The sequence below is a fragment of the uncultured Bradyrhizobium sp. genome, from assembly GCF_964252615.1.
In the GTDB taxonomy this organism is placed as follows: Bacteria; Pseudomonadota; Alphaproteobacteria; order Rhizobiales; family Xanthobacteraceae; genus Bradyrhizobium.
Genome location: NZ_CAXUNQ010000017.1, coordinates 17,482 through 42,172, shown reverse-complemented (window position 1 = coordinate 42,172; position 24,691 = coordinate 17,482). Strand labels below are relative to the sequence as shown.

At 61.2% G+C, this 24,691-nt stretch carries 24 protein-coding genes, 2 tRNA genes and 1 pseudogene; 14 read left to right on the top strand and 13 right to left on the bottom strand.

The window, feature by feature from the left end:
- Positions 1-4 precede the first annotated feature (4 nt).
- A complete protein-coding gene (locus ACFE72_RS11555; protein WP_375413229.1) occupies positions 5-820 on the top strand; it encodes a polysaccharide deacetylase family protein in 816 nt (271 codons plus the stop codon).
- A 92-nt stretch (positions 821-912) separates the two neighbouring features.
- A complete protein-coding gene (locus ACFE72_RS11550; protein WP_375413228.1) occupies positions 913-2,172 on the top strand; it encodes a polysaccharide deacetylase family protein in 1,260 nt (419 codons plus the stop codon).
- Positions 2,173-2,234: 62 nt separating this feature from the next.
- Here the strand turns inward: ACFE72_RS11550 and ACFE72_RS11545 are convergent.
- Both ACFE72_RS11545 and ACFE72_RS11540 read right to left on the bottom strand, forming a co-directional pair.
- A tRNA-Leu gene (locus tag ACFE72_RS11545) sits at positions 2,235-2,319 on the bottom strand.
- A 107-nt stretch (positions 2,320-2,426) separates the two neighbouring features.
- Entirely contained in the window at positions 2,427-2,669 is a 243-nt protein-coding gene (locus tag ACFE72_RS11540) for a FliM/FliN family flagellar motor switch protein (RefSeq protein ID WP_375413227.1), read from the bottom strand.
- 68 nt (positions 2,670-2,737) lie between these two features.
- On the opposite strand from ACFE72_RS11540, the gene lipB reads away from it, so the two are divergent.
- Positions 2,738-3,430 (top strand): lipoyl(octanoyl) transferase LipB, encoded by a 693-nt coding sequence (gene lipB / locus ACFE72_RS11535; RefSeq protein WP_375413226.1) that lies wholly within the window; start codon positions 2,738-2,740, stop codon positions 3,428-3,430.
- On the opposite strand, the gene ACFE72_RS11530 is transcribed toward lipB, so the two are convergent.
- Genes ACFE72_RS11530 through ACFE72_RS11520 form a run of 3 tightly spaced genes read right to left on the bottom strand, consistent with a single transcriptional unit; the run spans position 3,427 to position 6,616 of the window.
- Complete coding sequence (locus ACFE72_RS11530) at positions 3,427-3,726, bottom strand: acylphosphatase (protein ID WP_375413225.1); 300 nt, start codon at positions 3,724-3,726, stop codon at positions 3,427-3,429. The genes lipB and ACFE72_RS11530 overlap by 4 nt on opposite strands.
- Positions 3,727-4,593, bottom strand: coding sequence for an oxaloacetate decarboxylase (locus tag ACFE72_RS11525; protein WP_375413224.1), 867 nt, complete (start codon positions 4,591-4,593; stop codon positions 3,727-3,729).
- A 7-nt stretch (positions 4,594-4,600) separates the two neighbouring features.
- Entirely contained in the window at positions 4,601-6,616 is a 2,016-nt protein-coding gene (locus tag ACFE72_RS11520) for an acetyl-CoA carboxylase biotin carboxylase subunit (protein WP_375413223.1), read from the bottom strand.
- A 146-nt stretch (positions 6,617-6,762) separates the two neighbouring features.
- On the opposite strand from ACFE72_RS11520, the gene ACFE72_RS11515 reads away from it, so the two are divergent.
- Positions 6,763-8,595, top strand: coding sequence for an alkaline phosphatase family protein (locus tag ACFE72_RS11515; protein WP_375413222.1), 1,833 nt, complete (start codon positions 6,763-6,765; stop codon positions 8,593-8,595).
- Between the two features lie 123 nt (positions 8,596-8,718).
- Here the strand turns inward: ACFE72_RS11515 and ACFE72_RS11510 are convergent, their stop codons facing one another.
- Complete coding sequence (locus ACFE72_RS11510) at positions 8,719-9,279, bottom strand: hypothetical protein (protein WP_375413267.1); 561 nt, start codon at positions 9,277-9,279, stop codon at positions 8,719-8,721.
- Between the two features lie 388 nt (positions 9,280-9,667).
- Here ACFE72_RS11510 and ACFE72_RS11505 point away from each other — a divergent pair, with 388 nt between their 5' ends.
- On the top strand, positions 9,668-10,327 hold the full coding sequence (locus ACFE72_RS11505; protein WP_375413221.1) for a peroxiredoxin: 660 nt from the start codon (positions 9,668-9,670) through the stop codon (positions 10,325-10,327).
- Between the two features lie 107 nt (positions 10,328-10,434).
- Here ACFE72_RS11505 and ACFE72_RS11500 read toward each other — a convergent pair whose 3' ends face one another.
- Complete coding sequence (locus tag ACFE72_RS11500; RefSeq protein WP_375413220.1) at positions 10,435-10,836, bottom strand: DUF2177 family protein; 402 nt, start codon at positions 10,834-10,836, stop codon at positions 10,435-10,437.
- 114 nt (positions 10,837-10,950) lie between these two features.
- On the opposite strand from ACFE72_RS11500, the pseudogene ACFE72_RS11495 reads away from it, so the two are divergent.
- A pseudogene (locus ACFE72_RS11495) lies at positions 10,951-12,394 on the top strand (cryptochrome/photolyase family protein).
- Between the two features lie 37 nt (positions 12,395-12,431).
- Positions 12,432-12,695 carry a histone gene (locus ACFE72_RS11490; protein ID WP_375413219.1) on the top strand — a complete coding sequence of 88 codons (264 nt, stop codon included), beginning with the start codon at positions 12,432-12,434 and terminating at the stop codon, positions 12,693-12,695.
- 58 nt (positions 12,696-12,753) lie between these two features.
- Here the strand turns inward: ACFE72_RS11490 and ACFE72_RS11485 are convergent, their stop codons facing one another.
- Entirely contained in the window at positions 12,754-13,632 is an 879-nt protein-coding gene (locus ACFE72_RS11485) for a DMT family transporter (protein ID WP_375413218.1), read from the bottom strand.
- A gap of 122 nt (positions 13,633-13,754) precedes the next feature.
- On the opposite strand from ACFE72_RS11485, the gene ACFE72_RS11480 reads away from it, so the two are divergent.
- Positions 13,755-14,663, top strand: coding sequence for a PhzF family phenazine biosynthesis protein (locus ACFE72_RS11480; protein ID WP_375413217.1), 909 nt, complete (start codon positions 13,755-13,757; stop codon positions 14,661-14,663).
- A 376-nt stretch (positions 14,664-15,039) separates the two neighbouring features.
- On the opposite strand, the gene ACFE72_RS11475 is transcribed toward ACFE72_RS11480, so the two are convergent.
- Entirely contained in the window at positions 15,040-15,486 is a 447-nt protein-coding gene (locus ACFE72_RS11475; protein ID WP_375413216.1) for a hypothetical protein, read from the bottom strand.
- Positions 15,487-15,716: 230 nt separating this feature from the next.
- Positions 15,717-15,986: a hypothetical protein gene (locus tag ACFE72_RS11470; RefSeq protein ID WP_375413215.1), complete on the bottom strand. Its 270-nt coding sequence runs from the start codon at positions 15,984-15,986 to the stop codon at positions 15,717-15,719.
- A 183-nt stretch (positions 15,987-16,169) separates the two neighbouring features.
- Here ACFE72_RS11470 and ACFE72_RS11465 point away from each other — a divergent pair.
- Positions 16,170-16,246, top strand: a tRNA-Arg gene (locus tag ACFE72_RS11465).
- Positions 16,247-16,447: 201 nt separating this feature from the next.
- Here ACFE72_RS11465 and ACFE72_RS11460 read toward each other — a convergent pair.
- Together ACFE72_RS11460 and ACFE72_RS11455 are read right to left on the bottom strand one after the other, a co-directional pair.
- Positions 16,448-16,828 carry a hypothetical protein gene (locus ACFE72_RS11460; RefSeq protein ID WP_375413214.1) on the bottom strand — a complete coding sequence of 127 codons (381 nt, stop codon included), beginning with the start codon at positions 16,826-16,828 and terminating at the stop codon, positions 16,448-16,450.
- Positions 16,829-17,035: 207 nt separating this feature from the next.
- Positions 17,036-18,121 (bottom strand): hypothetical protein, encoded by a 1,086-nt coding sequence (locus tag ACFE72_RS11455; protein ID WP_375413213.1) that lies wholly within the window; start codon positions 18,119-18,121, stop codon positions 17,036-17,038.
- Positions 18,122-18,338: 217 nt separating this feature from the next.
- On the opposite strand from ACFE72_RS11455, the gene ACFE72_RS11450 reads away from it, so the two are divergent.
- The 4 genes from ACFE72_RS11450 (at position 18,339) to ACFE72_RS11435 (ending at position 21,506) form a co-directional block, all read left to right on the top strand.
- Positions 18,339-18,722 (top strand): VOC family protein, encoded by a 384-nt coding sequence (locus tag ACFE72_RS11450; RefSeq protein ID WP_375413212.1) that lies wholly within the window; start codon positions 18,339-18,341, stop codon positions 18,720-18,722.
- A gap of 234 nt (positions 18,723-18,956) precedes the next feature.
- On the top strand, positions 18,957-19,304 hold the full coding sequence (locus ACFE72_RS11445) for a GrlR family regulatory protein (RefSeq protein ID WP_375413211.1): 348 nt from the start codon (positions 18,957-18,959) through the stop codon (positions 19,302-19,304).
- A 254-nt stretch (positions 19,305-19,558) separates the two neighbouring features.
- Entirely contained in the window at positions 19,559-20,689 is a 1,131-nt protein-coding gene (locus ACFE72_RS11440) for a hypothetical protein (RefSeq protein ID WP_375413210.1), read from the top strand.
- Positions 20,690-20,861: 172 nt separating this feature from the next.
- On the top strand, positions 20,862-21,506 hold the full coding sequence (locus ACFE72_RS11435) for a response regulator (protein WP_375413209.1): 645 nt from the start codon (positions 20,862-20,864) through the stop codon (positions 21,504-21,506).
- 4 nt (positions 21,507-21,510) lie between these two features.
- On the opposite strand, the gene ACFE72_RS11430 is transcribed toward ACFE72_RS11435, so the two are convergent.
- Positions 21,511-23,775 carry a PAS-domain containing protein gene (locus ACFE72_RS11430; RefSeq protein WP_375413208.1) on the bottom strand — a complete coding sequence of 755 codons (2,265 nt, stop codon included), beginning with the start codon at positions 23,773-23,775 and terminating at the stop codon, positions 21,511-21,513.
- Between the two features lie 396 nt (positions 23,776-24,171).
- Between ACFE72_RS11430 and ACFE72_RS11425 the strand changes: the two genes are divergently transcribed.
- On the top strand, positions 24,172-24,417 hold the full coding sequence (locus ACFE72_RS11425) for a hypothetical protein (RefSeq protein ID WP_375413207.1): 246 nt from the start codon (positions 24,172-24,174) through the stop codon (positions 24,415-24,417).
- Positions 24,418-24,691: the final 274 nt, after the last annotated feature.

The window sequence follows — 24,691 nt, the reverse complement described above, 5'->3', positions numbered from 1 at the left end:
ATCCATGATCGTATTACGAACTGCCGCTATTGCCTTGATCGCCGGCATGACGGCTGTGCAAGCCGCAGACTGTCCGCGCCCGGGCACGCTCGGTACCTCGCGCATTCTCGCGGTCAATGCGGCGCAGACGCCGCGCGTGGGGTTGAAGAACTTTCCTCAGACCCTGCCGCTCGATGATCATGAGGTGGTACTGACCTTCGATGATGGCCCGTGGCCCCGGACCACACCCCGGGTACTAGCGGCGCTTGCGAACGAGTGCGTGCGGGCAACGTTCTTCCTGATCGGTAAACCCGCATCGGAACATTCGGAGTTGGCGCGGCGGACCGCAGCCGAAGGCCATACCGTCGGGCATCATACCTGGCTGCATCGCAGCCTGATGCGGATCAAACCGGACGAAACGACGGAAGAGATCGACCACGGCATTTCGGCAGTGGAGGTGGCGCTTCACGGCATGGCGACCACGACCCCCACTACGCCGTTCTTCCGTTTCCCGGGTTTCGAGACCACGCCGGCCACTCTCGCCCTGCTGCAATCTCGCGGCATCATGGTATTCGGCGCCGATCTCTGGGCCAGCGACTGGAATCCCATGACCGCGCAGCAGGAACTCAAGTTGCTGACCGATCGGCTCAGGGCTGCTCGCAAAGGAATTATCCTGCTGCACGACCCCAAGGCGCAAACCGCCGCCATGCTGCCGGATTTCCTGCGCTATCTCCGCGCCAATCGCTATCGCGTGGTGCACCTCGTGCCCGCTGTCCCGGTCGAAAAGCCGGACCATCCCCCTTCAGCGAAGAATTTATCCCCATCGGAGAAACAGGATTAAGGCGATTTTTATGGCCCTGCGTATAGTTTGTGCTCCACTGAGCGTGATGGTGTTCTGGAATGGGTAAGGCGTTGAGAAACCGGGTACGGCAAATGGCCTTGCTTGCCCTGGGTTTGCTGGCCTCCAGCACCGCCACCGCGGCCGATTGCCCGGGCAATCCCGCCGCGCTGGGGACGTCGCGGACCTTGGTCGTGGATCCGCGCGAGCATACTCGAATCGGCACCATGCAATACGACGAAACCCTGCCGCTGCAGGACCACGAGGTGGTGCTGACATTCGACGACGGTCCGCTGCCGCCGCACAGCAATCAGGTTCTGGATATCCTTGCGTCGCAATGCGTCCACGCAACATTCTTCATCATCGGCCGCATGGCGCGGGATTTTCCCCAGGGCGTCCGCCGGCTTCGCGACGCAGGCCACAGCATCGGCACCCACAGCCAGAATCATCCGCTGAGCATGAACCGGATGCCGATCGAGCACGCCCGCCAGGAAATCGACGACGGCATCGCTGCGACCACAGCCGCGCTCGGCGACGGCGGCGGACTGGCGCCGTTCTTTCGCATTCCCGGCCTGTTGCGCGCGGAGGCCGTCGAGGATTATCTCGCCTCAAAAGGCATTCAGACCTGGAGCGCTGATTTTCCGGCTGACGACTGGCGGCACATTCCCTCCTCCCGGGTGTACGACCTCGCGATGAAGCGGCTCGAAGCCAAGGGCAAAGGCATCCTGCTGCTGCACGATATCCAGGCCCGGACCGTGGCCGCATTGCCGCTAATCCTACATGATCTGAAAGCCCGGGGTTACCGCATCGTCCATGTGCTGCCGGCGGCGCCGGAGCGGCCGAAGACGCCGACCGAGCCGCTGCAGTGGCAGCTACATCCGGTATCGGAAACCGTGGCGATTTCGCACTGGCCAAAAATTCCCAATTTCGCGTTTGCCGTAACGGAGATGCTTCCTGCTCCCGCGGTATCGGATTCCGACTGGCGCGATGGCCGGCTGGTGGCGCTGCCGGGATCTTTCGATCGCCCAAAACGGCTTGCGCCCGGCGCCGTTCCCATGCCGCCGCAAGCTCCGTGGCCGCCGGTTTCCTCACCGCAGGCCGCCAGCGCGACGATCACCTTGCCGGTGCCGGCCAAAAACGTGTTTGAGCTTCAGAAAAAGCCCGGTTTGACCATGCAGCACGTAGTCGTCCCGTCAGCCCGTCATGCTGAGCGGTCTGCCGCTCCGGCCAGAAACGAACCGGATTCGATTGCAAAGCTTATTTCGGTTGATGCCGGCTCATCCAGGCGCATGATCCCTGGAAGCTTGCCTATTGCCGAACCGCGATTCAAGCGCGTGCCGGTGACGGCGCGCTGAGGCAGACACTGCCTGGGCAGCACCATGCTCGCCTTCGCATGGAATCACTGTTCAGTGATGCCTGGTGCGCTCGGAGGGACTCGAACCCCCACGATGTTACTCACTGCCACCTCAAGGCAGCGCGTCTACCAATTCCGCCACGAGCGCAAAGATCGACCTTGGATCGGCGCAGGGCTCGCGCCCCGGCCGGATCGACGGCGCCGATGTAACAAATCAGGGATGGGGGGACAAGGCCCAGCCGACAGCTGTGCGGATTAGCGGTGGCCCGGGGTCCGGGGTAGCATCTGCTTGACTTCCACCGCGATCCGGTTGCGGTCGACGAGTACCACGCCGCTGGCGATGGGCAGGTTGTTGGCCAGCACCCTGACCTCGTCCTGCTCGGTGGCGTCCAGTTCGATGATGGCGCCGCGGCTGAGCCGCAAAACCTGATGAATGGGCATCGAGGTAGTCCCGAGAACCACCATGAGATCGACCGAGACTTTATCTAGCGTTGGCACTTCTGAACCACCACACTGCAATCCGAACGCAATTGCCGGGTTCCAGAACACCACGTTATGGTTAGCCAATGATTAACGACCGTCAAAGCCTCGATTTGAGGGCGTTTGCCCTGCCTGGCGGGGGCGCGGTCGAATGGCAGGTTTCCCGTACACCGGTGCCCTATCTGGAGGCGGTGGCCGCGATGGAAGCGCGGGCCGGGGCCATCGCCGACGGCAAAGCTGCGGAACTTGTGTGGCTGCTGGAACACCCCCCGCTTTACACCTCCGGCACCAGCGGCAAGGACGCCGATCTGCTCGACGCCCATTTTCCCCTGTTCTTGACCGGCCGCGGCGGACAACTGACCTATCATGGCCCTGGTCAGCGGGTCGCCTATGTGATGCTTGACCTGAAGCGGCGGCGGCCCGACGTGCGGGCATATGTGGCCGGTCTGGAGCAGTGGATCATCCTGGCGCTCGCTGCCTTCAACGTGCGGGGCGAGCGGCGTGAGGACCGCGTCGGTGTTTGGGTCGCGCGGCCCGACAAAGGCCAAGACCATGAGGACAAGATCGCCGCCATCGGGGTGCGCCTGCGGCGCTGGGTATCGTTCCACGGTATCTCGATCAATGTGGAGCCTGATCTCAGCCACTTCCAGGCGATCGTGCCGTGCGGCGTTGCCGATCCCCGCTACGGCGTCACGAGCCTGGCCGATCTCGGCCAGTTCCTGACTATGGCGGATGTCGATGTGGCGCTCCGGCAGGCCTTCAGGGAGGTGTTCGGCTAGACCGTCCCGAGTTCGGAAAAACGCTCACCTCTCCGGCGCAAGTCCAGCGCATCCGCAGTCCCGGTTCCTTCGGCAACGGAATCAACCCGCGCCGCGTCAGGCCCGCGGCGGCATAGCGCGATCATGTCGATCACTGCCTGTTCGGGGCCGGCGAACAAAGCCTCGACGCTGCCGTCCCGGCGGTTGCGCACCCACCCCTCAAGCCCCCGCGCGGTCGCGGTGCGCCTGGTCCAGTAGCGAAAGCCGACGCCCTGAACGATGCCCCGGATCAGGACATGACGGACAACGCCGGCCATCTACCGCCTCAGCCCGAGAAAATCAGCGGAGCGCTGTATTACCGTCGTATTGCGGCCGACGCGGCCCATGAGTTCGGACGACGCGACGCTTTTCAACGCTTTCGGCGTAGCACCCTTGCGAACGGCTTGGAGCGTCTCGAACACCGCCTGCGTCGCCGCCGCGATCGGTGCATGGCCCTGCACCGCAATGCGCACCCTCAGGCTGCAAAGGAAATCCCAATCGGTCATCTGCTCGGTCGGGCCGCCCAGCACGATGGGCAGCGTCGTTGCAGCGGCTATGGTTTCGAGCTCCGCGCGCGTCTTCACACCGGTGAAGAACAGCGCATCGACGCCGGCGGCCTGATAAGCCCTAGCACGTGCGGTGGCGTCGTCCAGCGATGTCACCGATGCGGCCCCGGTGCGGCCGATGATCACCAGAGACGGATCGCTACGTGCGTCGAGCGCGGCCTTCATCTTGCCGACGCCCTCCTCCAGCGAGACCAGTTGCGTCTTTGCCTGGCCAAAACCCTGCGGCAGCAACGTGTCCTCGATAGTCAGACCGGCGGCGCCGGCCGTCTCCAGTTCCTGGACGGTGCGTCGAACGTTCAGCGCGTTGCCATAGCCGTGATCGGCATCGACCAGCACCGGCAGCGACCCGGCGCGCGACATCCTGCGCATCTGCTCGGCGAGCTCGGTGAGCGTGATCAGCGTAATGTCGGGATCGCCGAGCACCGCCAACGACGCCACCGATCCGCCGAACATACCGATCTCGAAACCGATATCCTCGGCAATACGGATGGAAATCGCGTCATAAACCGAAGCCGGACGGATACAGGCTGGTCCTGTAAGGATGGCGCGCAAGCTCTCACGGCGTTTGCGGAAAGGCATTGCAATCTCACGCGAATTCGAGGATTGGCGCGTCCACCGCCAGTGTCGCGCCGGCCGTGGCATGAATTTTCTTGACCGTGCCGTCGCGCTCGGCGCGGAGCACGTTCTGCATCTTCATGGCCTCGACCACGGCCAGCGTTTCGCCGTTCTTGACCTCCTGGCCTTCGCTGACCGCGATTGACACCACCAGGCCCGGCATCGGGCACAGCAGTTTCTTGCCCGTATCGGCTTTGGCACCGACCGGCATGAGCCGCGCCGCAGCGGCCTCGCTTTCGGTGAAAACATTGACCGCAACCTCAAAACCCCGATGCGCAAGACGCATGCCGTTGGGGATCGGCCGCACCTGCATGGCAACCCTATGGCCGTCGAGTGTGCCCTGCCACACCGGATCGCCGGGTTTCCATGCCGAGACCAGATGATGCGGCGCGCCCAAGGCGCCGTCGGGAGCTATGAAGTGAATCGCAATACCCTCGCCTTCGCGCGCGACCTCCAGTGAAATTTCGTTGCGTTCCAGCCATACCGCGCGGCGCCGTTCGCGCTGCACCGGTCGTCCGATCATCTGCCCGGAAATCTGCCGCTTGCGTTCGCCGAGCACGTGATCGATTGCGGCTGCGATCGCGGCGAGCCGGCGTGCGATCTCGCCTGCCGGCTCGCGCGCCGCAAAACCTTTCGGAAATTCCTCAGCGATGAAGCCGGTGGAAAGATTGCCGCCGCGCCAGCGCGGATGATCCATCAGCGCCGCAAGGAAGGGAATGTTATGACGAATGCCATCGATATAGAACGAGTCCAGCGCGGTGGCCTGTGCCTCGATGGCGGCGGCGCGCGACGGCGCGTGGGTGACGAGCTTGGCGATCATGGGGTCGTAATGGATCGAGATTTCGCCACCTTCCTGCACACCGGTATCGTTACGCACGGTAATGCCGTCGATGCTGCTCTCGACAGGAGGCCGGTACTTTACCAGGCGACCGATCGAGGGCAGGAAGTTGCGGAACGGATCTTCGGCATAAACCCGCGACTCGACCGCCCAGCCGATGAGGGCCACGTCCTTCTGCGCGAGCGCGAGTTTTTCACCTGCCGCGACTCGGATCATCTGCTCGACCAGATCGATGCCGGTAATCAGCTCGGTGACCGGGTGCTCGACCTGCAACCGCGTGTTCATCTCCAGAAAGTAAAAACTCTTGTCCTGACCGGCGACGAACTCCACGGTGCCGGCCGAATCGTAGTTTACCGCCTTCGCCAGCGCCACCGCCTGTTCGCCCATCTTGCGCCGTGTGGTTTCGTCCAATAACGGCGACGGCGCCTCCTCGATCACTTTCTGATTGCGGCGCTGGATCGAACATTCGCGTTCGCCGAGATAGATCACGTTGCCATGCTTGTCGCCGAGCACCTGGATTTCGATGTGACGGGGATCGACGATGAATTTTTCGATGAACACGCGATCGTCGCCGAAGGAGGATTTGGCTTCGGCCTTCGCCAGACTGAATCCCTCGGCCACTTCCGCGGTCGAATGGGCGATGCGCATGCCCTTGCCGCCGCCGCCGGCGGAGGCCTTGATCATTACCGGATAGCCGATCTCGTCGGCGATTCTCACCGCGTGCTTTTCATCCTCGATAACGCCGAGATGACCCGGCACCGTGGAAACATCGGCTTTCGCCGCAGCCTTCTTGGATTCGATCTTGTCGCCCATGGCGGCGATGGCGCCGGCGTTGGGGCCAATGAAGACGACGCCGGCCTTGCCAAGCGCGCGAGGAAAGGCCTCGCGCTCCGACAGGAACCCGTAACCTGGGTGCACCGCCTCGGCGCCGGTCTTGCGGCAGGCTTCGATGATCTTTTCGATCAGCAGATAACTTTCCGCGGCCGGTGGCGGTCCGATCGGGACGGCGTCATCGGCCATTTCAACATGAAGCGCGTCGCGGTCGGCCTCGGAATAGACGGCGACGGTTTCGATTCCCATGCGGCGGGCAGTCTTGATAACCCGGCAGGCGATCTCGCCACGGTTGGCGATCAGAATTCGTTTGAACATGTGCTTGTTTACTTGCAACCTTGCGGTGGAGGGTCCAGCCCGCAATCTGACACGCCGGGATGCATGTAACAATTCCGTCGTAGAGAAAAACTAAAGAGAGGCAACGGCTGTCTTATGCTGGAACTGGCATTTGAGGGGAGATTTTAATGCACTTGAAAATCGTGCTGCTTTCGGCCGGACTGACGGTACTGACTGGTGCTGCGGCTTTCAGCCAGAATAGTACACCGCGCAATCTCATCCTGTTCGTGCCGGACGGGCTGCGCGGGCGGATTGTCACGCCGCAGACGGCGCCGGCGATGGCGGAAGTACGCGACAAGGGCGTAAATTTCAGGAATTCGCATTCGCTGTTTCCAACCTTCACTACCGCCAACGCCTCCGCGATGGCCACCGGCCACTATCTCGGCGATACCGGCGATTTCAGCAACACGATCTATACCGGCTATCCCGTCGCCCATGCCAACGGCACTGTCACACCGTTTCTCGAAGTCGACCCGGTTCTGCTCGATATCGACGAGCATTTCGGCGGTGATTACCTGAATGAGCAAACCGTGCTGAGAATGGCGCGGGAGCAAGGCTACAGCACTGCGGCGATCGGTAAGGTCGGTCCCACCCTGATCTTCGACCATACCGACAAGATCGGCGCCGATGGTTTGCATTCCATCGTGATCGACGATGCTACCGGCGGCAAGAACGGCATGCCGCTGTCACAGGAAATGCAGGCCGCCCTGACCCAAGCCGGCCTTCCACTCGTAACGACACCGCGCGGCGAAAATGGCAAGGCCGGCGATGCCAAGACGCCGGGCACCACATCCGCCAACATTGCGCAACAGGCTTACATGGCCGACGTCGCCACCAAGGTCGTGCTGCCGATGTTCAAGGCACGAAACAAGCCATTTGTACTGGTGTTCTGGTCGCGCGACCCCGACGGCAGCCAGCACAACACCGGTGACAGCCTCAATACGGTCACGCCGGGCATCAATGGTCCTACCTCGATGGCCGGCATCAAAAATGCCGACGATAACCTGGCGCAGCTGCGCAAGTCGCTCGACGAACTCGGCCTCACGGCATCCACCAATATCATGATCTCATCCGATCACGGTTTCTCGACGATCTCAAAGGAGAGCAAGAGCAGTCTGTCGGCAAAAATAACCTATGAAGACACGCCGAGCGGTCTTCTGCCGCTGGGCTTTCTTGCGATCGATCTTGCCAAGGCGTTGAAGCTGCCGCTGTTCGATCCTAACGACAAGAACGCGGCCGTCGCCGATAACACCCATCCCAAAGCGGGCAATGGGTTACTGGGCAAGGATCCCGCGAAGCCGGACGTGGTGGTCGCAACCAATGGCGGATCCGACCTGATCTATCTGCCGAATAACGATCGCAAGCTGGCGGGCCGCATCGTCAAGGCGCTGCTGGAGCAGGATTATGTCAGCGGGCTGTTCGTGGAGGACGATCTCGGGCGCTTTCCAGGCGCGCTGCCGATCTCGCAGCTCGGCCTGCGCGGCAAGGCCGTGACGCCGCACCCGGCCATCGTCGTCAACTTCCGCTCCTGGTCGAGCGGTTGCGAGGAGCCGACCAATTGTTCCGTCGAGGTGGCCGACACCGTGCTGCGGCAGGGCCAGGGCATGCACGGCAGTTTCAGCCGCGGCGACACCATGAATTTCATGGCGGCGATCGGACCCGACTTCAAGGCCGGCTATATTAGCGACCTGCCGGTCAGCAACGCCGATGTCGGCGCTACCACCGCGCGGCTTTTAGGCCTCAATCCGAAACCGAACGGCAATCTGATCGGCCGGGTGATCACCGAGGCGATGCCGAATGGCGCGACGCCGCGCAGCTTTAGCGGCAGCGTCAGCTCGCGCGCGTCGGCAAACGGGCTGAAGACGGTGCTGAAATTCCAGCGCGTTGAGACCCAGCGCTATTTCGACGTGGCGGGCTTCCCGGGCCGGACGCTCGGCCTCGATGTCGAAGGCGGCAAATAAAAAACGGTGGAGAAATAGTTTGTCGTCTTGGCCGGGCTCGTCCCGGCCATCCACGTCTTGCTATCAACAAAGGAAGAATGGCCTGGATGCCCGCGACAGGCGCCGGCATGACGATCGGCCGGCTTATATCCCGATATCGAACACGGTCGGGATTTGCGCCAGCGGCAGCGTGGCGGCGCCGATAATGGTTGCAACCAGCCGCATCAAGGTGTGGTTGCCGCGACGCCGGCCGCGCATCTGGCTGGCGATCCATTCCAGCACTTCGGTATCCACGCCGACCGCCTTGGTGGGCGCCCAGCTTTCGATCGCGGTGTCCGGCGACAGGGCGACGGTGCGCGAGGGCACCGGCAAGCCCGAGGCAGAGGCCGCGTGATGAACGACCGCTTTGGCGAACAGATCGTCGAACAGTCCGTCATCGCTGCGCTCGGCGGCGGCGTCGTTGATCTCGAACAGGGCTTCGGCTTCGGCGCGGCTGACCGGCTGATGCTCGACGGCGGTCGCGGTGAGAATTCTCGCGCACCAGGCGGCGTCGGCAGCATCCAGCGCGCGGGAAAAATGGATACGGCCCGTGGTAGTCGGTCCCTCACCGGTGATCACGCCGTCGCGGACGATAGTGAGCGCTTGCGCCGCGGTTTTGCGGCAGGAAATCTTCGAGGTGATGGCGGCGTTCGGTTCGGCAGACATTCCAGGGGCAGACATCGGTGCTCTTCTCTGTTTTCTTCTTCATCCCAGCATTTCCACGCGGGCGTAAACGGGTGGTTAATCGATCGACACCGCACAGGCGTCTTTTTTAAATGGTTGCCGATTGGTCGCGATAACTTCGATCGCGGTTCGCAGACGTCGCAACCTCGTCCGGCAGGGTTGCGGCACGCAAGCGGCAATATCGAGGCAGCAATCCTTTTGATGCCATTGTGGTTTTTTCGTCGCGGCGGGGCGTAGCAAAAGAAGATTTCAGAGGCAACCTCGTTAAGAGAAGGATATTGTCCTTTTGCGCGGGCCATTTCGCTTTCGCCCCCTGCCCGCTATACTCAAATAAGAATTTAATTGTAACTTGAAGGACATGAGGTCGAATATGGCTCTTCAGATTGGCGCTGTGGCTCCGGATTTCGAGGCCGAAACCACCGACGGCAAGATCAAGTTCCATGACTGGATCGGCAATAGCTGGGCGCTCTTGTTCTCGCATCCGAAGGATTTCACCCCGGTCTGCACCACGGAACTCGGCGCACTGGCAAAACTGAAGGGCGAATTCGACAAGCGTGGCGTCAAGCTGATCGGGCTCAGCGTCGACCCGGTCGACAAGCACGCCAAATGGTCAGATGACATCAAGGAGACGCAGGGCGCGGCGCCGAATTTCCCAATGATCGGCGATACCGACCTGAATGTCTCGAAGCTGTACGACATGCTTCCGGCAAGCACCTCGGGCGACGCTAACACCCGCACCGCCGCCGATAATGCCACCGTGCGCAACGTCTTCATTATCGGACCGGATAAAAAGGTAAAATTGGTGCTGGTTTATCCGATGACGACGGGGCGCAATTTCCAGGAAATTTTGCGCGTGATCGATTCGTTGCAGATGACCGCCAAGCATCGAGTGGCGACCCCGGCCGACTGGAAACAGGGCGAAGACGTCATTATCGCGGGTTCGGTAACCGACGACGAGGCCAAGACGATTTACCCGCAGGGCTGGAAGTCGCCCAAGCCCTATATCCGGATCGTGCCGCAGCCGAAGTAACGCGCGAAGTTTCATCAGGTGGGCAACTGCGCGATAGCGCCGCGCCCGCCATTTCTACCATGCCGTGTCGTAGTGGACGCGACGGGCTTTGCCCCAGATTCTGCGGTTCAAATCTTTGGCACGATCCAGTTGGCGATGAGCAGTCCAAGGGTTGACGATACCGCGGTTACGAACGTTCCCCAGGCCACATCGACCACGACGACCGCCCAGGTCCAGTGCCGGAGCAGCGACAGCGACGTCAACTCGAAGGTCGCATAGCAGAAAAATCCGAATAAAGCGCCGTACAGGAGCGTCGACTGCCACCTCGCATCGGGCGACGCGCTGACGAAGATCAGGATTCCCGCCACGTAGAACAGATAGAACAGGATCGCCGGCGCAAGCCTGATGTCGCCGAGCATGTCGCCGACCTGCGAGGCGAAAAAGCTCTTGGCAACGGTGCCAAGAAATAGAAAGTCGATCGGGACGATGACAATCAGGGTTGCCAGATAAAGAACCGCATATCGCTTCATTCGGCCCTCCAGAGCCAATTCCTTCTTTATTACGGGCGAGATCATGTAAAGTTGCAATACGGGCTCGTTCAGCCAGCACCGATCTGACAGATCATTTCGAGTTGAAATCGCCTGATGGCACGCACCGCCCGCCCCTGCATTGTCTGGTTTCGTGACGATCTGCGGCTCTCCGACCATCCCGCGCTCAATGCCGCCTCCGACACCGGCGCGCCGGTAATTTGTCTCTATGTATTCGACGAGCGACCTCCCAATGTGCGTCCGTTGGGCGGGGCTTCGCGCTGGTGGCTGGCGCAATCGTTGCGCGCCATGCAGAAAGATCTGGCGGCGATCGGCTCGCCATTGTTGCTGCGCCGCGGATCGGCGGCGAAGATCATCGCGGATCTGGCTCGGGATGCCGGAGCCGGCGCCGTTTTCTGGAACGAGATCGCGCAAGCGCCCCATCAGGCCATCGCCGATCGGGTCGCCGCCGCGCTACAGGACCTCGGCGTCGCCGCAAAAACGTTTCCCGGCGACCTGCTGGTGGCGCCTGCCAATATCCGCAACAAGGACGGCCGGGGCTTGCGCGTGTTCACGCCGTTCTGGAAACGCGTGCAGAGGTTTGGCGATCCACCGAAGCCGCTGCCGGCGCCGAAGGCGCTAAGTCCTCCAGCGGGGAATATCGGCGACGTGCTTGACGACTGGAACCTCGAACCAGCGCATCCGGACTGGGCCGGCGGATTGCGCAACAGGTGGACGCCCGGAGAGGTTTCCGCACAGGCGGCAATTCCTCAACGAAAGCGTAATTGGCTATTCCACGAACCGCGACCGCCTCGACCGCGAGGACACCTCAAGGCTTTCTCCGCATCTGCGGTTCGGCGAGATCAGCCCCCGTCAGGTCTGGCACGCCACGCGATATGCCGCCGCCGAGCGTCCGCGGCTTGCGGGCGACATCGACAAGTTCCTCAGCGAGTTGGGCTGGCGCGAGTTCTGCCGCCATCTGCTGTTCGATATTCCTGACCTTGCCGAACGCAACCTGCAGCCCTCGTTCGACGGATTCCCGTGGAACCCTGATGCGATCGCGTTGCAGGCCTGGCAGCGCGGCCGGACTGGCTATCCCATTGTCGATGCCGGCATGCGCGAGCTTTGGCACACGGGTGTGATGCACAATCGGGTGCGCATGGTGGCGGCGTCATTCCTGGTCAAGCACCTCCTGATCGACTGGCGCGACGGCGAGAAATGGTTTTGGGACACCCTGGTCGATGCCGACGCCGCCAGCAATCCCGCCAACTGGCAATGGGTGGCGGGCTCCGGTGCCGATGCCGCCCCCTATTTCCGGGTGTTCAATCCAATTCTGCAGGGTGAGAAGTTCGACCCGGACGGCGCCTATGTCCGACGCTGGGTACCCGAACTGGCGCAGCTGCCTGCGCCATTGATTCATCAGCCGTGGACCGCCACAGCCCGCGAGCTTGCCGAGGCCGGTATTACCCTCGGCGCGACCTATCCGGCGCCAATCATCGACCACAGGAAGGGACGTGAGCGAGCGCTGGCGGCCTACGCCAGGGTCAGGGCGACGAGCTAACCGCAGCATGTGTTTCAATAATGCGAATCGGCTATCGTTGCGGCTTCGGCAACCCCTGGGGGATGACATGGACGACGATAAATCGATGGTGCAAACAGCGACCGACGCGGTGAACAGTGCCGCCAGCGCGACTACCTCGGCCGCGAAGACGGTGGCCAGGAAGGCCAAAAAGGCCGTCAAAAAATATGCGAAGAAAGTGACGCCGAAGAAGGCGAAGAAGACCGCCAAGAAATCGCAAGCGAAAAAATCGAAGAAGGCTACGAAGAAAGCCCCCAAGAAGAAAAAGAAAGCGAAGCGCTGACCGCTGCACGCAAAGCCTCCGGACCAACTCCGGAGGCTTTCGCCCAAAGCTGCGCTTTTCAGACGCGCGCGCTTTTGTTGACGAGGAATACCGCTGCGGCGCAGGCGATCATCCCTGCAACCGCTATCGCATCGAGCCGTTCGCCGAACAGCACATAGGCCATCACCGCAGTCACTGCGGGAACGAGATAGAACAGGCTCGCAACCGACGTCGCCGCCGATCGCCGGATCAGCCAGTACAATAGCCCGATCGATCCGAGCGACAGCACCACGGCGAGCCAGATCAATGCGAGAATGAACTCGGCGGTCCAGTGCACCACATTGTTCTCGAACAGCCACGCGCCGACGCCGAACAATATCGCCACCGCGATGTATTGCACGAGGTTGCCGGCGCGCCAGTCGATCCGACCGCAATAACGCCGCTGGTACAAGGTCCCCGATGTGATGCTGACCAGCGACACGCCGGATGCGAACCATCCCCACCCCGCTTCGCCGCTCATCGGACGATCATGCAAGATCAGCACGACGCCGGCGAGCCCGAGCAACAGCCCGGCCCATTGCAGCGGCGTGACCCGTTCGCCGAGCCAGCGGTTCGCCAATGTCGAGGTCAGGATCGGCTGCAATCCCGGGATCAGCGCGGAAAGGCCTGCGGGAATCGAATGGGCGATTGCAATCGCGGTACCGCCGAGATAAAAGCCGTGCACCAGAATGCCTGCGGCCACGCTATGCGCAATGCCGATGCGATCCGGCCACTGCGGACGCGCGATGCCTGCGATGATCATCATCAATGCCACCACCAGCACCATCCGGATCGCGAGATAGGTCAGCGGTTCGGCGTTGTGCAGCACATATTTGGTGCCGATAAAGCCCGTGCTCCAGAGCACAACGAAAATCGCCGGCGCCGCGCGCGCGGCAATGGCTTCAAAGTCACGATTCATTTGCCGACCCGTGTGCCCGATCGTATGCTATGCCGCAATGACAGATTGCGCGGGGGCACTCGCTCGAAATCACATGACGCCGTACCCCGGGCCAGTCGCCGCCGTGAGGTTTTAGGAATTCGATGCGCCTGCAGTTTCAAACCGTAGATGTATTCACTGCCGACCAGTTCAGCGGCAATCCGCTCGCGGTGGTGTTGAATGCTGACGGACTGTCGACGCAGCGGATGCAGTCCATTGCTGCCGAATTCAATCTGGCGGAAACCACGTTCGTGCTGCCGCCGAAAGACGGCACGCATACCGCCGAGGTGCGGATATTCACCCCGCGGGGCGAAATGCCGTTCGCCGGACATCCCAATGTCGGCACTGCCTTTGTGCAGGCGCGCGCCGGCACCGCATATGGCCGCGCCGTCGCGGCCGATCAAGTCATCTTCGAGGAAAAAGCCGGCCTGGTTCCGATTACGCTGTTGCGGGACGGCGCGACGATCGTCGGAGCACGTCTTGCCTCGCCGCAACCCCTCACGGTCGGCCAGGAAATTTCGCTTGAACTCGTGGCATCGGCCTGCGGGGTTGCGGTCGATGACATCGAAACCGAAAACCATTGTCCCTGCATTGCCTCCTGCGGGGCGGCTTTCATTCTTGCAGAACTGAAAACCCGCGCGGCGCTCGCCGCGGCAAGCCCGCGCGACCATATTTTTCGAGGGGAAGTTTCACAATACCCGGTAACGAGCATCCTGGTCTATACGCAGGTCGATGAGGACGGCATCGATATCCGGGCGCGGATGTTCGCGCCGCAGCACGGCATTCCCGAAGACCCCGCGACCGGAAGCGCCAATGTCGCGCTGGTCGGACTGCTCGCACAGTTGCGGCCGGAGACGGACCTTACGCTTTCCAAGGCGATCGCGCAGGGCGTCGAGATGGGCCGCGCGAGTTTGCTGCAGGCCAGAGCGGAAAAACGCCGCGGCGTCGTCGCCGCGACCTTCATCGGCGGCCGCTGCGTGCCGGTGATGCAAGGCTCGATCGATTTGGCATGATGGGAGGACCATGACCAGCAATGGGTATGTCGACGAGTCATGCAGCAAGTTGGATGGCAGCTCGGTATCCCTGCCGATGGGAGATGGTCCCGCTGAACCTGTCGGCCCCGAGTCGATGCTTGCGACGCATGGCCGCAGGCGCGGCATCGGCCTTTGGATTGTCGCTGCGGCCAGTTCTCGATCTGTCCCGCTCAAGAAGCCAATAGGATCATTCACAAGTGCGTGAGCGATTATTAGGGGTGTTGCGCTGACGCGTCGTTGCCGGGCCTACCTCGCAAACCCACGTTCTTCGAACGACTCTTCGAAGAGGGATGGATGCCTGTTCAAGCCCACGCATGCCGACATTGCATCGGGCCTGGGACACGGTGTTAGCTGCCTAGAACTCTTCCGGACAGGGATCGACGATCTTCCAGAGATCCGCGCCGTTCTTGATCTTCTTCATGGTCGTGGTCAGCCCGCCGTTGCGGCTGATCCAGTCCTTCACCGGCTGCGGATAATAGGCCATCAGATCCGAGGTGCCCTCATAGCTCGTGACCTTGATGCCGAAGGTGAATGCCTTGTCGTAATAGGCCTGATGGAAACCGAGGCTGGCGCGCGGCGTCACGCACACCTTGTTCAGCGGCACAATGCCGAACACCATGGTGCAGGCGGAATTGCAGATGCCGTCGATGATGACGCGCTCCTTACGATCGCGGATGCGTTCATATTTCGCTTTGTATTCGGTGACATAGCCGCCGTGGTCGCGCGTGATGTGAAGATCGGCACGCGCCGGCGTCACGGCGAGCAGAGCAGGCAACAGCAGAGCAAGAGGCGTGATGCGCATGGGTCCGATGAACAGCCGGGTTCGATCTGCCGGGATGCTGGCAGGCAGCAGCCACCAACGGCAAGACTCTGGCGGTACTGTGTTCGAATTTCGTTAAGCATCCCAAGGGAGAGCGAAATTAAAAAAAAGGTAATCAAACTACTGAAAAGATGCATTAAATGACCACACCGGGCCTGAGAGCCGGCGCTTGGGAGCCGGCGCTTGGGACCCGCCGGGCTGTGAATCCTTCGCTACTTGGCCTTGGTCGGCGTCGTTTCGGGCGTCTGGGTAGCGCCCGATTTGGGAATCACCGTCTCCGGCAGATTGGTCGCTGGCATATCCGGCTTGTAATTGATGTCCTTGTTCTCCGCCTTGAGAGCTTTGCAATCGAGCGAATAGACCATCTCGCCCTTTGCGGTCTGCCCGATCGGGGGGCACTCGCGAAGCGCGTCGGGAGCAGCGATGCCCTGCGCCAATGCCGGCGACACCAGTAGCAGCATCGCAATCGCGAGTCGGATCATGGTTTCCTCCCAGGCTGTTTGATTATGACTTCAACAAGCTGGCAGGCGGCTGGTTCCGCCGGCTGCCCGGTTGCGGCAGATGTCCGGCGCAAATCGAAGCGATTCAGCGCGTTGAAAGCTTGGGAAAAACGCGTCGCCCGGGGCTGGCTTTCGGATGCCGCCCGGCTAAGGTGCGCACGACACGCGCTCGTAGCTCAGCTGGATAGAGCATCGGACTTCGAATCCGAGGGTCGGGAGTTCGAATCTCTCCGAGCGCGCCATGCGTGAGCGGTCCATTTCACCAGATCATGCGGGAGCGATCGCAATGCCGTGCGCTCTTACGCCCTTTTGGAGCTGAACCGGCAGAGTCATTGCAGAGCCGTAGCGGAACAGCGGAGCGTAGTCCGCCGGTTCATGCGAGTGGCGGCGCAATACGTTGCGTCTACGGCGCCCCGCTAATCTGCGGCCGATGAATAGCCCCCTCAGTATCCGCACGTCCCGCAGCGCGGCGGCGCGGCGACATAATATTCGCGCGCGGGTGCCACCATTTCGACGCGCTGGCGGGTGGCATACTGAGCCGGAATCTGCTGGTACTGCACGCCTTCCGGAGCGACCATGACGGTCTGCGGCACCATGACGATGCGATATTGCGCGGGCGTGCGATGGGCGACCACGCCGCCCGGCGCTACCATCACCGTTTCCTGAACCGCACGGTACTGGGGCGGAGCGACCTGGCGCTGATAACACGTGGCACAAGGCGGCGGTGTATAGCAGCCGTAACATCCGGCGGAGGCGATGGTCGGGAGCGCTATAACGGTGACCGCCGAAGCCAGCAGTGCTGCGAATGCGCGTGACGTTGTCATTTCGATGCCCTTCAAATTACGATCTGCTTCGAATGAATAGGACTGCTATTGCCGTCGTCAACGAAAGACGCGCGTTTACCTTTACGGACATCGCTAATAAAGCGTTTGGCTTCGCTTCAAAACTTCGCGCCGGCTTCCTGAAGGCGACACGCCGAAATCAGCTTGTAAGGCGGAATACGCTTTAACGCTATTCCGTCCGACCGGGGCCTAGAACGGCCGCACGATCCCTACCCGCGGAATCAGCGTCACGATCCAGCCGAACACGGTGTTGCGCCGGCCGTAGGCTGCCACCGGCTCTACCAGTGCGGCCGGCAGCGTCTTCACCGCATGCAGGAGCAGGAACATGCAGACCGCCCAATTTGAAATCCATCGCGAGTAGTCGAACACGACCGCGAAGATGACGAGATATCCCACGCTTACCGCGATGATCGCGGCGACGGCGGCACGCCGATGCATATCGTCCGACAGCGACCGGATCAGTGCCGCGAAATAGCGCTGCAGCGGAGCGTGGAGCCAGATCAGCAGCGCAAAGACCGGCACGCCGAGCAGATTCGAGGGCATGCGCGTCCAGGTATCGCGAATTTCCCGGCCGAGGCCCTGATACCAGATATAGCCGAACGTCAGCAGCCTGGTCTGGGACGGATCGGCCATCCGCTCGCGCAGATGGGAGATGAACTGGTCTTCCGGAACGGTCATTGATCCGTGAACTTGCACGACAAGAAACAGCACGCCGACGGCAGCGACCGCAGCAATTCCCGCGATCACATCCGGCCGGCTCACGCTGCGGACAAGATAATAGCGCAGCACCACGAGAGCCGCGATGGTCGGCACATACATCAGAAAATGAATCTGGTGGATCAGGATCAGGATCAGCGATGCCGCGGCGGCCGCAGCGACGAACAGAATCGAGCGCGCGGGAATCAGGAGCAGCACGATTGCGAATGCACAGCCATAAATGTCGAAGTGCCCGAGCGTATGCATGAAATTCTTGAAAAAAAACGGCGAGCCGACCATGAACACGAATAGCGGCATCTGCCTCTCGCCAAGGCTGAAGGTACGCCGAAACAGCACAACGAAAAGACCGAGCGTAACCAGCCAGATCGCGGCGCCAAGCGCAAACACCAGCCAGACCGGCACCTTTGGTGCGAAAACCGACACCGTTGCGCCGATCAACGCGCGCTTGGTGAAACCGAAATGATAATCCACCAGCAGATGGATGTATGGAACAAAGGGAGGAAGCGTTATCTTGTGGAGCAGAACGCCGAGCATTACCGCGGCATTAAGGGCTATCATCCATCGCCAGGGATGTTCTTGAAACGCGCGCAAAACCGTGCCCATCCGGACAATGACCCATCATCGTAGATCAGGTATGGCATGCGGGACGTTGGGCGGGCAACTCTGGTCGAGCAAGGAGCGCTTTGCAAAAGCGGAGCTATACTGAACAATGCCGCCGTTAAAGTGATTGCAGGCGGCACCGACGCCGACAATGCCGTAAAAATGGGAGAGCAACATGCCGATCGTCACATGGGATCACGTTCACCTGCGCAGCCCCGACCCGGAGGCGACGGCGGCGTGGCTCAAGGATATTCTCGGCGGCGAGATCGTGCGCGGCCCCGACCGTATCGACGTGATGCTCGGCGGCGCGAAGGTGTTCATCGCGCCGGTGACGGCAGGCGATGGCGTCAACGCGCCGCCGGTGACGCCCTATCAGGGGCTCGATCATATCGGGCTGACGGTAAAGGATATCGACGCGGTCGCGGCCGAAATCAAAGCCAAGGGCGTCGCATTCACCAGGGAGCCTGTGACCATCCGCCCCGGCGTGCGCATCTGCTTCATCCGAGGCCCGCAGGGCATCTCGATCGAGCTGCTGGAGCGCGACAAGAAGTATGCGTAGACGGAACGACGGACAGTCCGCACGTGAATGGCTGGATTTCAGCGGCCGAAATTATCCTGGCTCAGATCGCGGCGGCGGTCTGCTCGTTCGCTGGTCATATTTCCGGGCGCTTGGACCGAACTGCCGGCCTCAAGGACGACAGCTATAGCCAAGCAGTCGCGTTGACGCTGCGCCGCCGGATTGGCACAATGGCGATGGCGCTCCGCGACCCGGGACGGTCGCGTTGGGAATACGATGAAGAACGGGCTGTATTCGATCCACGTCAGTTTGCTCGACGGACGTTCGGGCAAGGGCAGCGGCGTGATTCTTTTTCGGGACGGCCAAATTCTCGGCGGCGACGCGTATCTGTTTTACACCGGCACCTATTTAGTGAAGGGCGACAGTTTCAAGGGCGAGGTGCTGGTGCAGCGGCACACCAGCAGCCCCGATGCAAATCCGTTGTTCGGCGGACCGACGCCGGTGGGAATCGGCGTCTCCGGCACGTTCACCGACACCGGCGCCGTCATGAACGGAACGGCCCTGGTCGGAAAAGCCAGCCAGATTTTCGGGGCGACGTTGCGTAAACTTGCCGACAGCGAGTAGCACTATCGCAGCACCTGCCGCCGCTTAAGCAAGGTTATTTGCGATCTCACTGTCGTGAAAGCAAGTAGAACCCGTCGTGAATTTTACGACACGCTACTGCAATATTATCGATCAAAGCAGGTCTGAAGTACACTGTAGCCCAATGCGGCGGCATTAACGACGTTGATTCCAACCTTGTTCGTTTTTGAGTGCAAATCATCCCTCGCTCGATACGAGTATTATTGGGGAATCAAGTAAACCTTGGGGTGATTACTATGCCTACGATCCTGCTTTCGGACTCTGTCCGGTCTAATCTGTATTCTCTTCAGCAGACCAACGCTCTGCTCTCGACCACGCAAAACCGCCTTGCCACCGGCAAGAAGGTCAACTCCGCAAACGACAATCCAATCGCGTTCTTTGCGGCATCCGCGTTCAGCAATCGCGCCGCCGACCTCAGCAATGTTTTCGATGGCATTGTCGCTGCAAGCAAGGTCTTGAAGTCCACCAACGACAGCATCTCATCCCTCATCAGTCTCATCACGAGTACGCAATCGACCGCCCGTAACGCGTTGTCGAGCACTGGAACGACGGCGAGAACCACGGGCAGCGTCTCGGGCCTGACCGGCGCAAGTTCGTTCGCCGTAGCCGCCACCAAGACTTTCACCGTGTCGGACGGTTCCACAACCGCGACCATCACATCGGCGGGTGCATTGACTGCCCAGCAGGTGCTCGACGGCGTCAACAACACCGCCGGCCTCAAGATGAGGGCCTCGCTGACCGCAGACGGCAAACTGCAACTAGAGGCAAATAACACCAATACGATTACCATTGGCGGGACGGCATCGGCGGCCGAACTGGCGCAGTTCGGCTTGACTGCCGGCGTGACGGCTGCCGGCACTTTGAACGCGACACGGTCGGCATTCGCTGCGCAGTTCGATTCCATTCGCTCCCAGATCGACCAACTGGCGGCAGACGCTAATTTCAACGGCACCAACCTGCTCACTGGCGGCAGCCTGAGAGTGACCTTCAACGAGAAATCGACCAGTTCGCTGGGCGTTGCCGGCGTGACGGATACATCCGCAGGCCTCGGTATCGCCGCCTCGGTCGGTACCTTTCAGACCGACAAGGACATCAACGACGCCTTGACCAGCCTGGCCAACAGCCTCAATACGCTGCGGTCGCAAGTCAGCGTGTTTGCTTCCAATGCGGACATTGTGGCGACGCGGCAGGATTTTACCAAGTCGCTGATCAGCGCCTTGAACGCCGCTTCCGACAGCCTGACGGCGGCGGATACCAGCGAGGAAGGCGCCAACCTGCTCGCGCTGCAAACCCGTCAATCGCTGTCGACGACCGCCTTGACGTTAGCGTCGCAAGCGGGCCAGTCGGTGCTCCAGCTCTTTCGCTGATGATCAACACGACGGCGCAAACAAAGGCGACGGGGCATGGCCCCGTCGTTTTTGCGCTGAACATGTTAAGTGATTGTTATCCAGTATTTCGACAATTCGATTTAGAATGTCGATTTCGTTTGGTTCGAATGATAGATTGACCCGGTCTGATGTTTTCGGTCAAGTGTATTGCATGAAGATCATTCGCGTCGCAGTTGCCGACGATCATCCGATTGTGCTTGCCGGCTTGAGCATGTTGATACGGGCTGAGGCTGACCTTCAGATTATCGGAGAAGCGGCATCAGGCCCCGAGGCGTTGCAGCTCATTTGCGACTCGATGCCGGACATCGCCGTTATCGATATCGCCCTTCCCCACATGAACGGCATCCTGCTTGCCCGTCAACTCTCCGCCGATTGTCCGTCGGTGCGCGTGATCGTCCTTACCCAATACGAAGACCGCGCTCATCTCAGCCAGGCCCTGGACGCCGGAGCGCGAGGATATGTGTTGAAGAAATCGGCGGCGCAGTGCCTCGTCAATGCCATTCGCGGTGTCCTGGTCGGCGGGCTCTATGTCGATCCGGCGATGGCGGCACATGTGTTTCCGCCGTCGCATTCCAAGCCGGCCGGCAAACTTTCATCTTCCCTGACCCCGCGGGAGAGCGAAGTGCTGAAGCTGGTCGCCGCCGGCCTCACTGCCAAGGAAATCGCGGGTCAGCTCGATCTCAGTCTAAGCTCGATCGAAACCTACAAGACGCGGGCGGCCGACAAGCTCAGCATCAAGGGCCGCGCCGAAATCGTGCGCTATGCTTCGGCGCAGGGCTGGCTCGCGAGCGTCTGACGGCTCAGCCGATCGTCCGCATTGGAATTCCGAACTCCCCGCCTGCAATCAGTTGTTCTATCTTGTCCAGCGCGGCATCGCGCGCGCGACAGCACCGTTCACGAAGTTCATCGAGCTGGCGATTCTGCAGCGCAGCTTCATGGAATGCCGCGCAGGCCGCCGCGAGAACCTCAAAGCCCAGCATTCCCGCGGAGCCGCCGAACGCATGAGCCTCCTCGGCCATGGTCTTGCGTGTCTCCGGCGAATGCCGATCGGACAAGAAGCGCTGCCGGGCATCGACGACGAAGAGCTTTAGCAAATTTACCGTGTTCTCGTCGCCGATCGACGTTCGAAGCGCATTGAGCGTCGTCGCATTAAGAACATCGCGCCGCTGCGGAGGGCTTTGCTCGATCTGCCGATCCGCCGTCCGATCCGCTTCACCACCGCCGTTTTTCCGACCTGCAAGAACGAGGCGGTCGATGGTGGTAAATAACGCCGGCCAGTTCACCGGTTTGGGCACGTGGACGTCCATGCCGGCTTCCAGACACCGTTCGGCTTCATCGGACAGCGCATTGGCGGTCAGGGCGATGATCGGCAATGACGGGGTATGGCGCGTCGCGCTTCGGATTGCCCGGGTCGCGGCATAGCCGTCTATCTCAGGCATCTGAACATCCATCAGGATTGCGTCGAACTCGTTTTCGACGGCTATTCGCACCGCCTCCGCGCCGTCATTGACGACGGTGACTTCGTGCCCTGCCTGTTCCAGCATCGCCTTGATGAGCTGCCGGTTCAAGTCATTGTCCTCCGCGAGTAGCAGGCGATAGCGACCGCCGCGTAGCGTTAGCGGCACACCGTGGTCCGGCTGAACCTCCGCGCCAGGCTGCAGTTCGATCGTGAAGGAGAATGTCGAACCCTCGCCCAACTCGCTCCATACCTCGATATCGCCCCCCATCAATGCGACCAACTGCTTGGAAATCGCCAGCCCCAGGCCCGAGCCCCCGAACCGCCTCGTCGTCGAACGGTCGCCCTGCACGAAGCGTTGAAACAGAGTGGCGAGACTTTCCGGTTCGATACCCATGCCGCTATCGGCGACGGCGAATCGAAGCCCATGCCGGGATCCCGGAGCCCGCTCGACCGTGAGCGCGACGTATCCCGAAGGGGTAAATTTCACGCCGTTGGATACAAGGTTCAGAAGCACCTGACGTAGCCGGGTGGCGTCGCCCACGACCCAATCATTGACGTCGCTCGCAACCGCCGCCATCACCTTCAGCCCCTTGCGTTGCGCCTGGTCGGAAACCAGGTTGACGCAATCTTCCGCCATTTCCTTGAGAGAAAATGGCGCCTTCTCGAGTTCGAGCTGGCCGGCCTCGATTTTTGAAAAATCCAGAATGTCGTTGATGACGCTGAGCAGGCCTCGCCCGGCGTTGCGCTGCATTTCCATAAAGTGCCGCTGCTTGTCCGGTGATTGCGGGCCGTCGAGCAGCATGTCCGATACCCCGATAATGGCCGTAAGCGGGGTTCTCAATTCATGGCTCATATTGGTCAGGAACTCGGTCGTCGCGTGTGCCGCGGTCTCGGCGCGATCTCGCTCATGGCGCAATGCAGCTTCGATGCGCGTCTGGTCGGTGATGTCCTCATGCGTTGCGATCCAGCCACCGTCCGGCATCGGAGTTCTGCGCATGGCGACGGTACGGCCGTCCGCCAATACATGGGTTTGAGTCTTCTGATTGACAATGACCGCGATGTATCCGTCGATGTCGGGTTCGCTGCTTTCGCCGTTAGCGAGGTGGTACTCCAAAATCTGCTTGAGAGGGGTCCCGGGCTTGACCTGCTCCGGCGTCAAACCGTACATCTCGCGATAACGGTTGTTCGAGATCATCAGCTTCTGATCTTTGTCGAACATACAGAGACCGTTCGGCATATTGCTCAAGGCGAAGCCGAGCAAGCCGTTTAATTCTTCTATCGGACGCACAAAAATTCGGTCACCGATGACCCAAACCACGAACGCGCCCAGCAGCGTGACGGCACCGAAGACGATTGCGGCAATCGTCGTGTATTTGTCGATCAATCCGAGCGTCGCCGCGCGATCGAAGCCAACGACGACATGGGCGTGCGCCTCCGGCAGGGTGACGGAACCGAACAAGCGCTCGCTGCCATCGGGACCGATGCCCGCGAACATGCTTTCATTCGCTGCGGAAATGTCGTTGAGAAATCGTGCCGAAACGCGGGCATTGCCGGGAATCTGCGCTGCCGGGTAGCGTGACAGGACCACGCCGCCGCCGTCGATCAACAGCACCAGGGCGCCCTGCTTCTCGCCGAACGTCGCGGCCAGGCGATCGAACCATGCCAGATCGATGCTCGCCGTCAGGGCCTGCTGTTCGCCGCTCTCACCGTCCCGATAAAACAGCGTTGCGAACGTGGTGGGGACGTTACCGATCTGATTGACCTGAAAATCGCTGACGCTGAACGCGCCGGCCTGCCGCGCCGCCTGGAACCAAGGCCGAGCGGCAACGTCGAATGCAAGGGCGTCGGCGTTGGTGGAACAGGCCACGCGCTGGTCTGCTCCGATCAACGAAAATGAGCGGGCCCAATGATGGGCCACGGCAACGTCCTTAAGAAATTTCGCGCAGGTTCCCGGTGATTCCCTGGTAACCTCCGGTACGCGGGAGAGCAGATCGAGGACCGTGTGAACGTCATCGACCATATCCTGATAACGCGCCGCCGCGGCTTTAGCGAGTTCGGACGCACGCTCCTGGGCGATCCGAATTCGGGTCATCCTGACCTGCAGGAGCCCGATCGCATCGAACACCGCGATCGGAGCGAGCAAGAGCAGAATAATGGCCAGCAACCGAACCCGAAGACCGGCCGAAGTTTTCCTGATGACGTGTGCTGTCAATCGACGGCCTCCCGCGCTGCGGCTGGCCTGATTTAGCACTGATTCGCTTGCGACCGGGGCAACGGCTTCGCTTGCGACCGGGGCGACGGCGTTTTTTGCGGCTTATGGCGCAGGCGCCTTAAGCGCCGCCCTCCATTCCCCGGCTGAGCGCACGTTATCAGCGCCGTGTTTGGAGTCAGACCCGACAGATAGAGCGTTGTCATTCCGTGTCTTGGCCGTCCCGGCGATGCGCTGCGATCGACGGCGCCGGGGATAGCCGCGTGGCAAGGTAGCGGGCCGGTCGGCATGGGTCATTTTAAGGTGCGACGAA

Coding starts and splice junctions, on each gene's coding strand:
- ACFE72_RS11440 (WP_375413210.1), top strand. CDS start 19,559: ATGCCTACGATCCTGCTTTCGGACTCTGTCCGGTCTAATCTGTATTCT.
- ACFE72_RS11500 (WP_375413220.1), bottom strand. CDS start 10,836: ATGAAGCGATATGCGGTTCTTTATCTGGCAACCCTGATTGTCATCGTC.
- ACFE72_RS11520 (WP_375413223.1), bottom strand. CDS start 6,616: ATGTTCAAACGAATTCTGATCGCCAACCGTGGCGAGATCGCCTGCCGG.
- ACFE72_RS11550 (WP_375413228.1), top strand. CDS start 913: ATGGCCTTGCTTGCCCTGGGTTTGCTGGCCTCCAGCACCGCCACCGCG.
- ACFE72_RS11475 (WP_375413216.1), bottom strand. CDS start 15,486: ATGCGCATCACGCCTCTTGCTCTGCTGTTGCCTGCTCTGCTCGCCGTG.
- ACFE72_RS11480 (WP_375413217.1), top strand. CDS start 13,755: ATGCGCCTGCAGTTTCAAACCGTAGATGTATTCACTGCCGACCAGTTC.
- ACFE72_RS11470 (WP_375413215.1), bottom strand. CDS start 15,986: ATGATCCGACTCGCGATTGCGATGCTGCTACTGGTGTCGCCGGCATTG.
- ACFE72_RS11505 (WP_375413221.1), top strand. CDS start 9,668: ATGGCTCTTCAGATTGGCGCTGTGGCTCCGGATTTCGAGGCCGAAACC.
- lipB (WP_375413226.1), top strand. CDS start 2,738: ATGATTAACGACCGTCAAAGCCTCGATTTGAGGGCGTTTGCCCTGCCT.
- ACFE72_RS11445 (WP_375413211.1), top strand. CDS start 18,957: ATGAAGAACGGGCTGTATTCGATCCACGTCAGTTTGCTCGACGGACGT.
- ACFE72_RS11515 (WP_375413222.1), top strand. CDS start 6,763: ATGCACTTGAAAATCGTGCTGCTTTCGGCCGGACTGACGGTACTGACT.
- ACFE72_RS11555 (WP_375413229.1), top strand. CDS start 5: ATGATCGTATTACGAACTGCCGCTATTGCCTTGATCGCCGGCATGACG.
- ACFE72_RS11485 (WP_375413218.1), bottom strand. CDS start 13,632: ATGAATCGTGACTTTGAAGCCATTGCCGCGCGCGCGGCGCCGGCGATT.
- ACFE72_RS11460 (WP_375413214.1), bottom strand. CDS start 16,828: ATGACAACGTCACGCGCATTCGCAGCACTGCTGGCTTCGGCGGTCACC.
- ACFE72_RS11510 (WP_375413267.1), bottom strand. CDS start 9,279: ATGTCTGCCGAACCGAACGCCGCCATCACCTCGAAGATTTCCTGCCGC.
- ACFE72_RS11450 (WP_375413212.1), top strand. CDS start 18,339: ATGCCGATCGTCACATGGGATCACGTTCACCTGCGCAGCCCCGACCCG.
- ACFE72_RS11455 (WP_375413213.1), bottom strand. CDS start 18,121: ATGATAGCCCTTAATGCCGCGGTAATGCTCGGCGTTCTGCTCCACAAG.
- ACFE72_RS11435 (WP_375413209.1), top strand. CDS start 20,862: ATGAAGATCATTCGCGTCGCAGTTGCCGACGATCATCCGATTGTGCTT.
- ACFE72_RS11525 (WP_375413224.1), bottom strand. CDS start 4,593: ATGCCTTTCCGCAAACGCCGTGAGAGCTTGCGCGCCATCCTTACAGGA.
- ACFE72_RS11530 (WP_375413225.1), bottom strand. CDS start 3,726: ATGGCCGGCGTTGTCCGTCATGTCCTGATCCGGGGCATCGTTCAGGGC.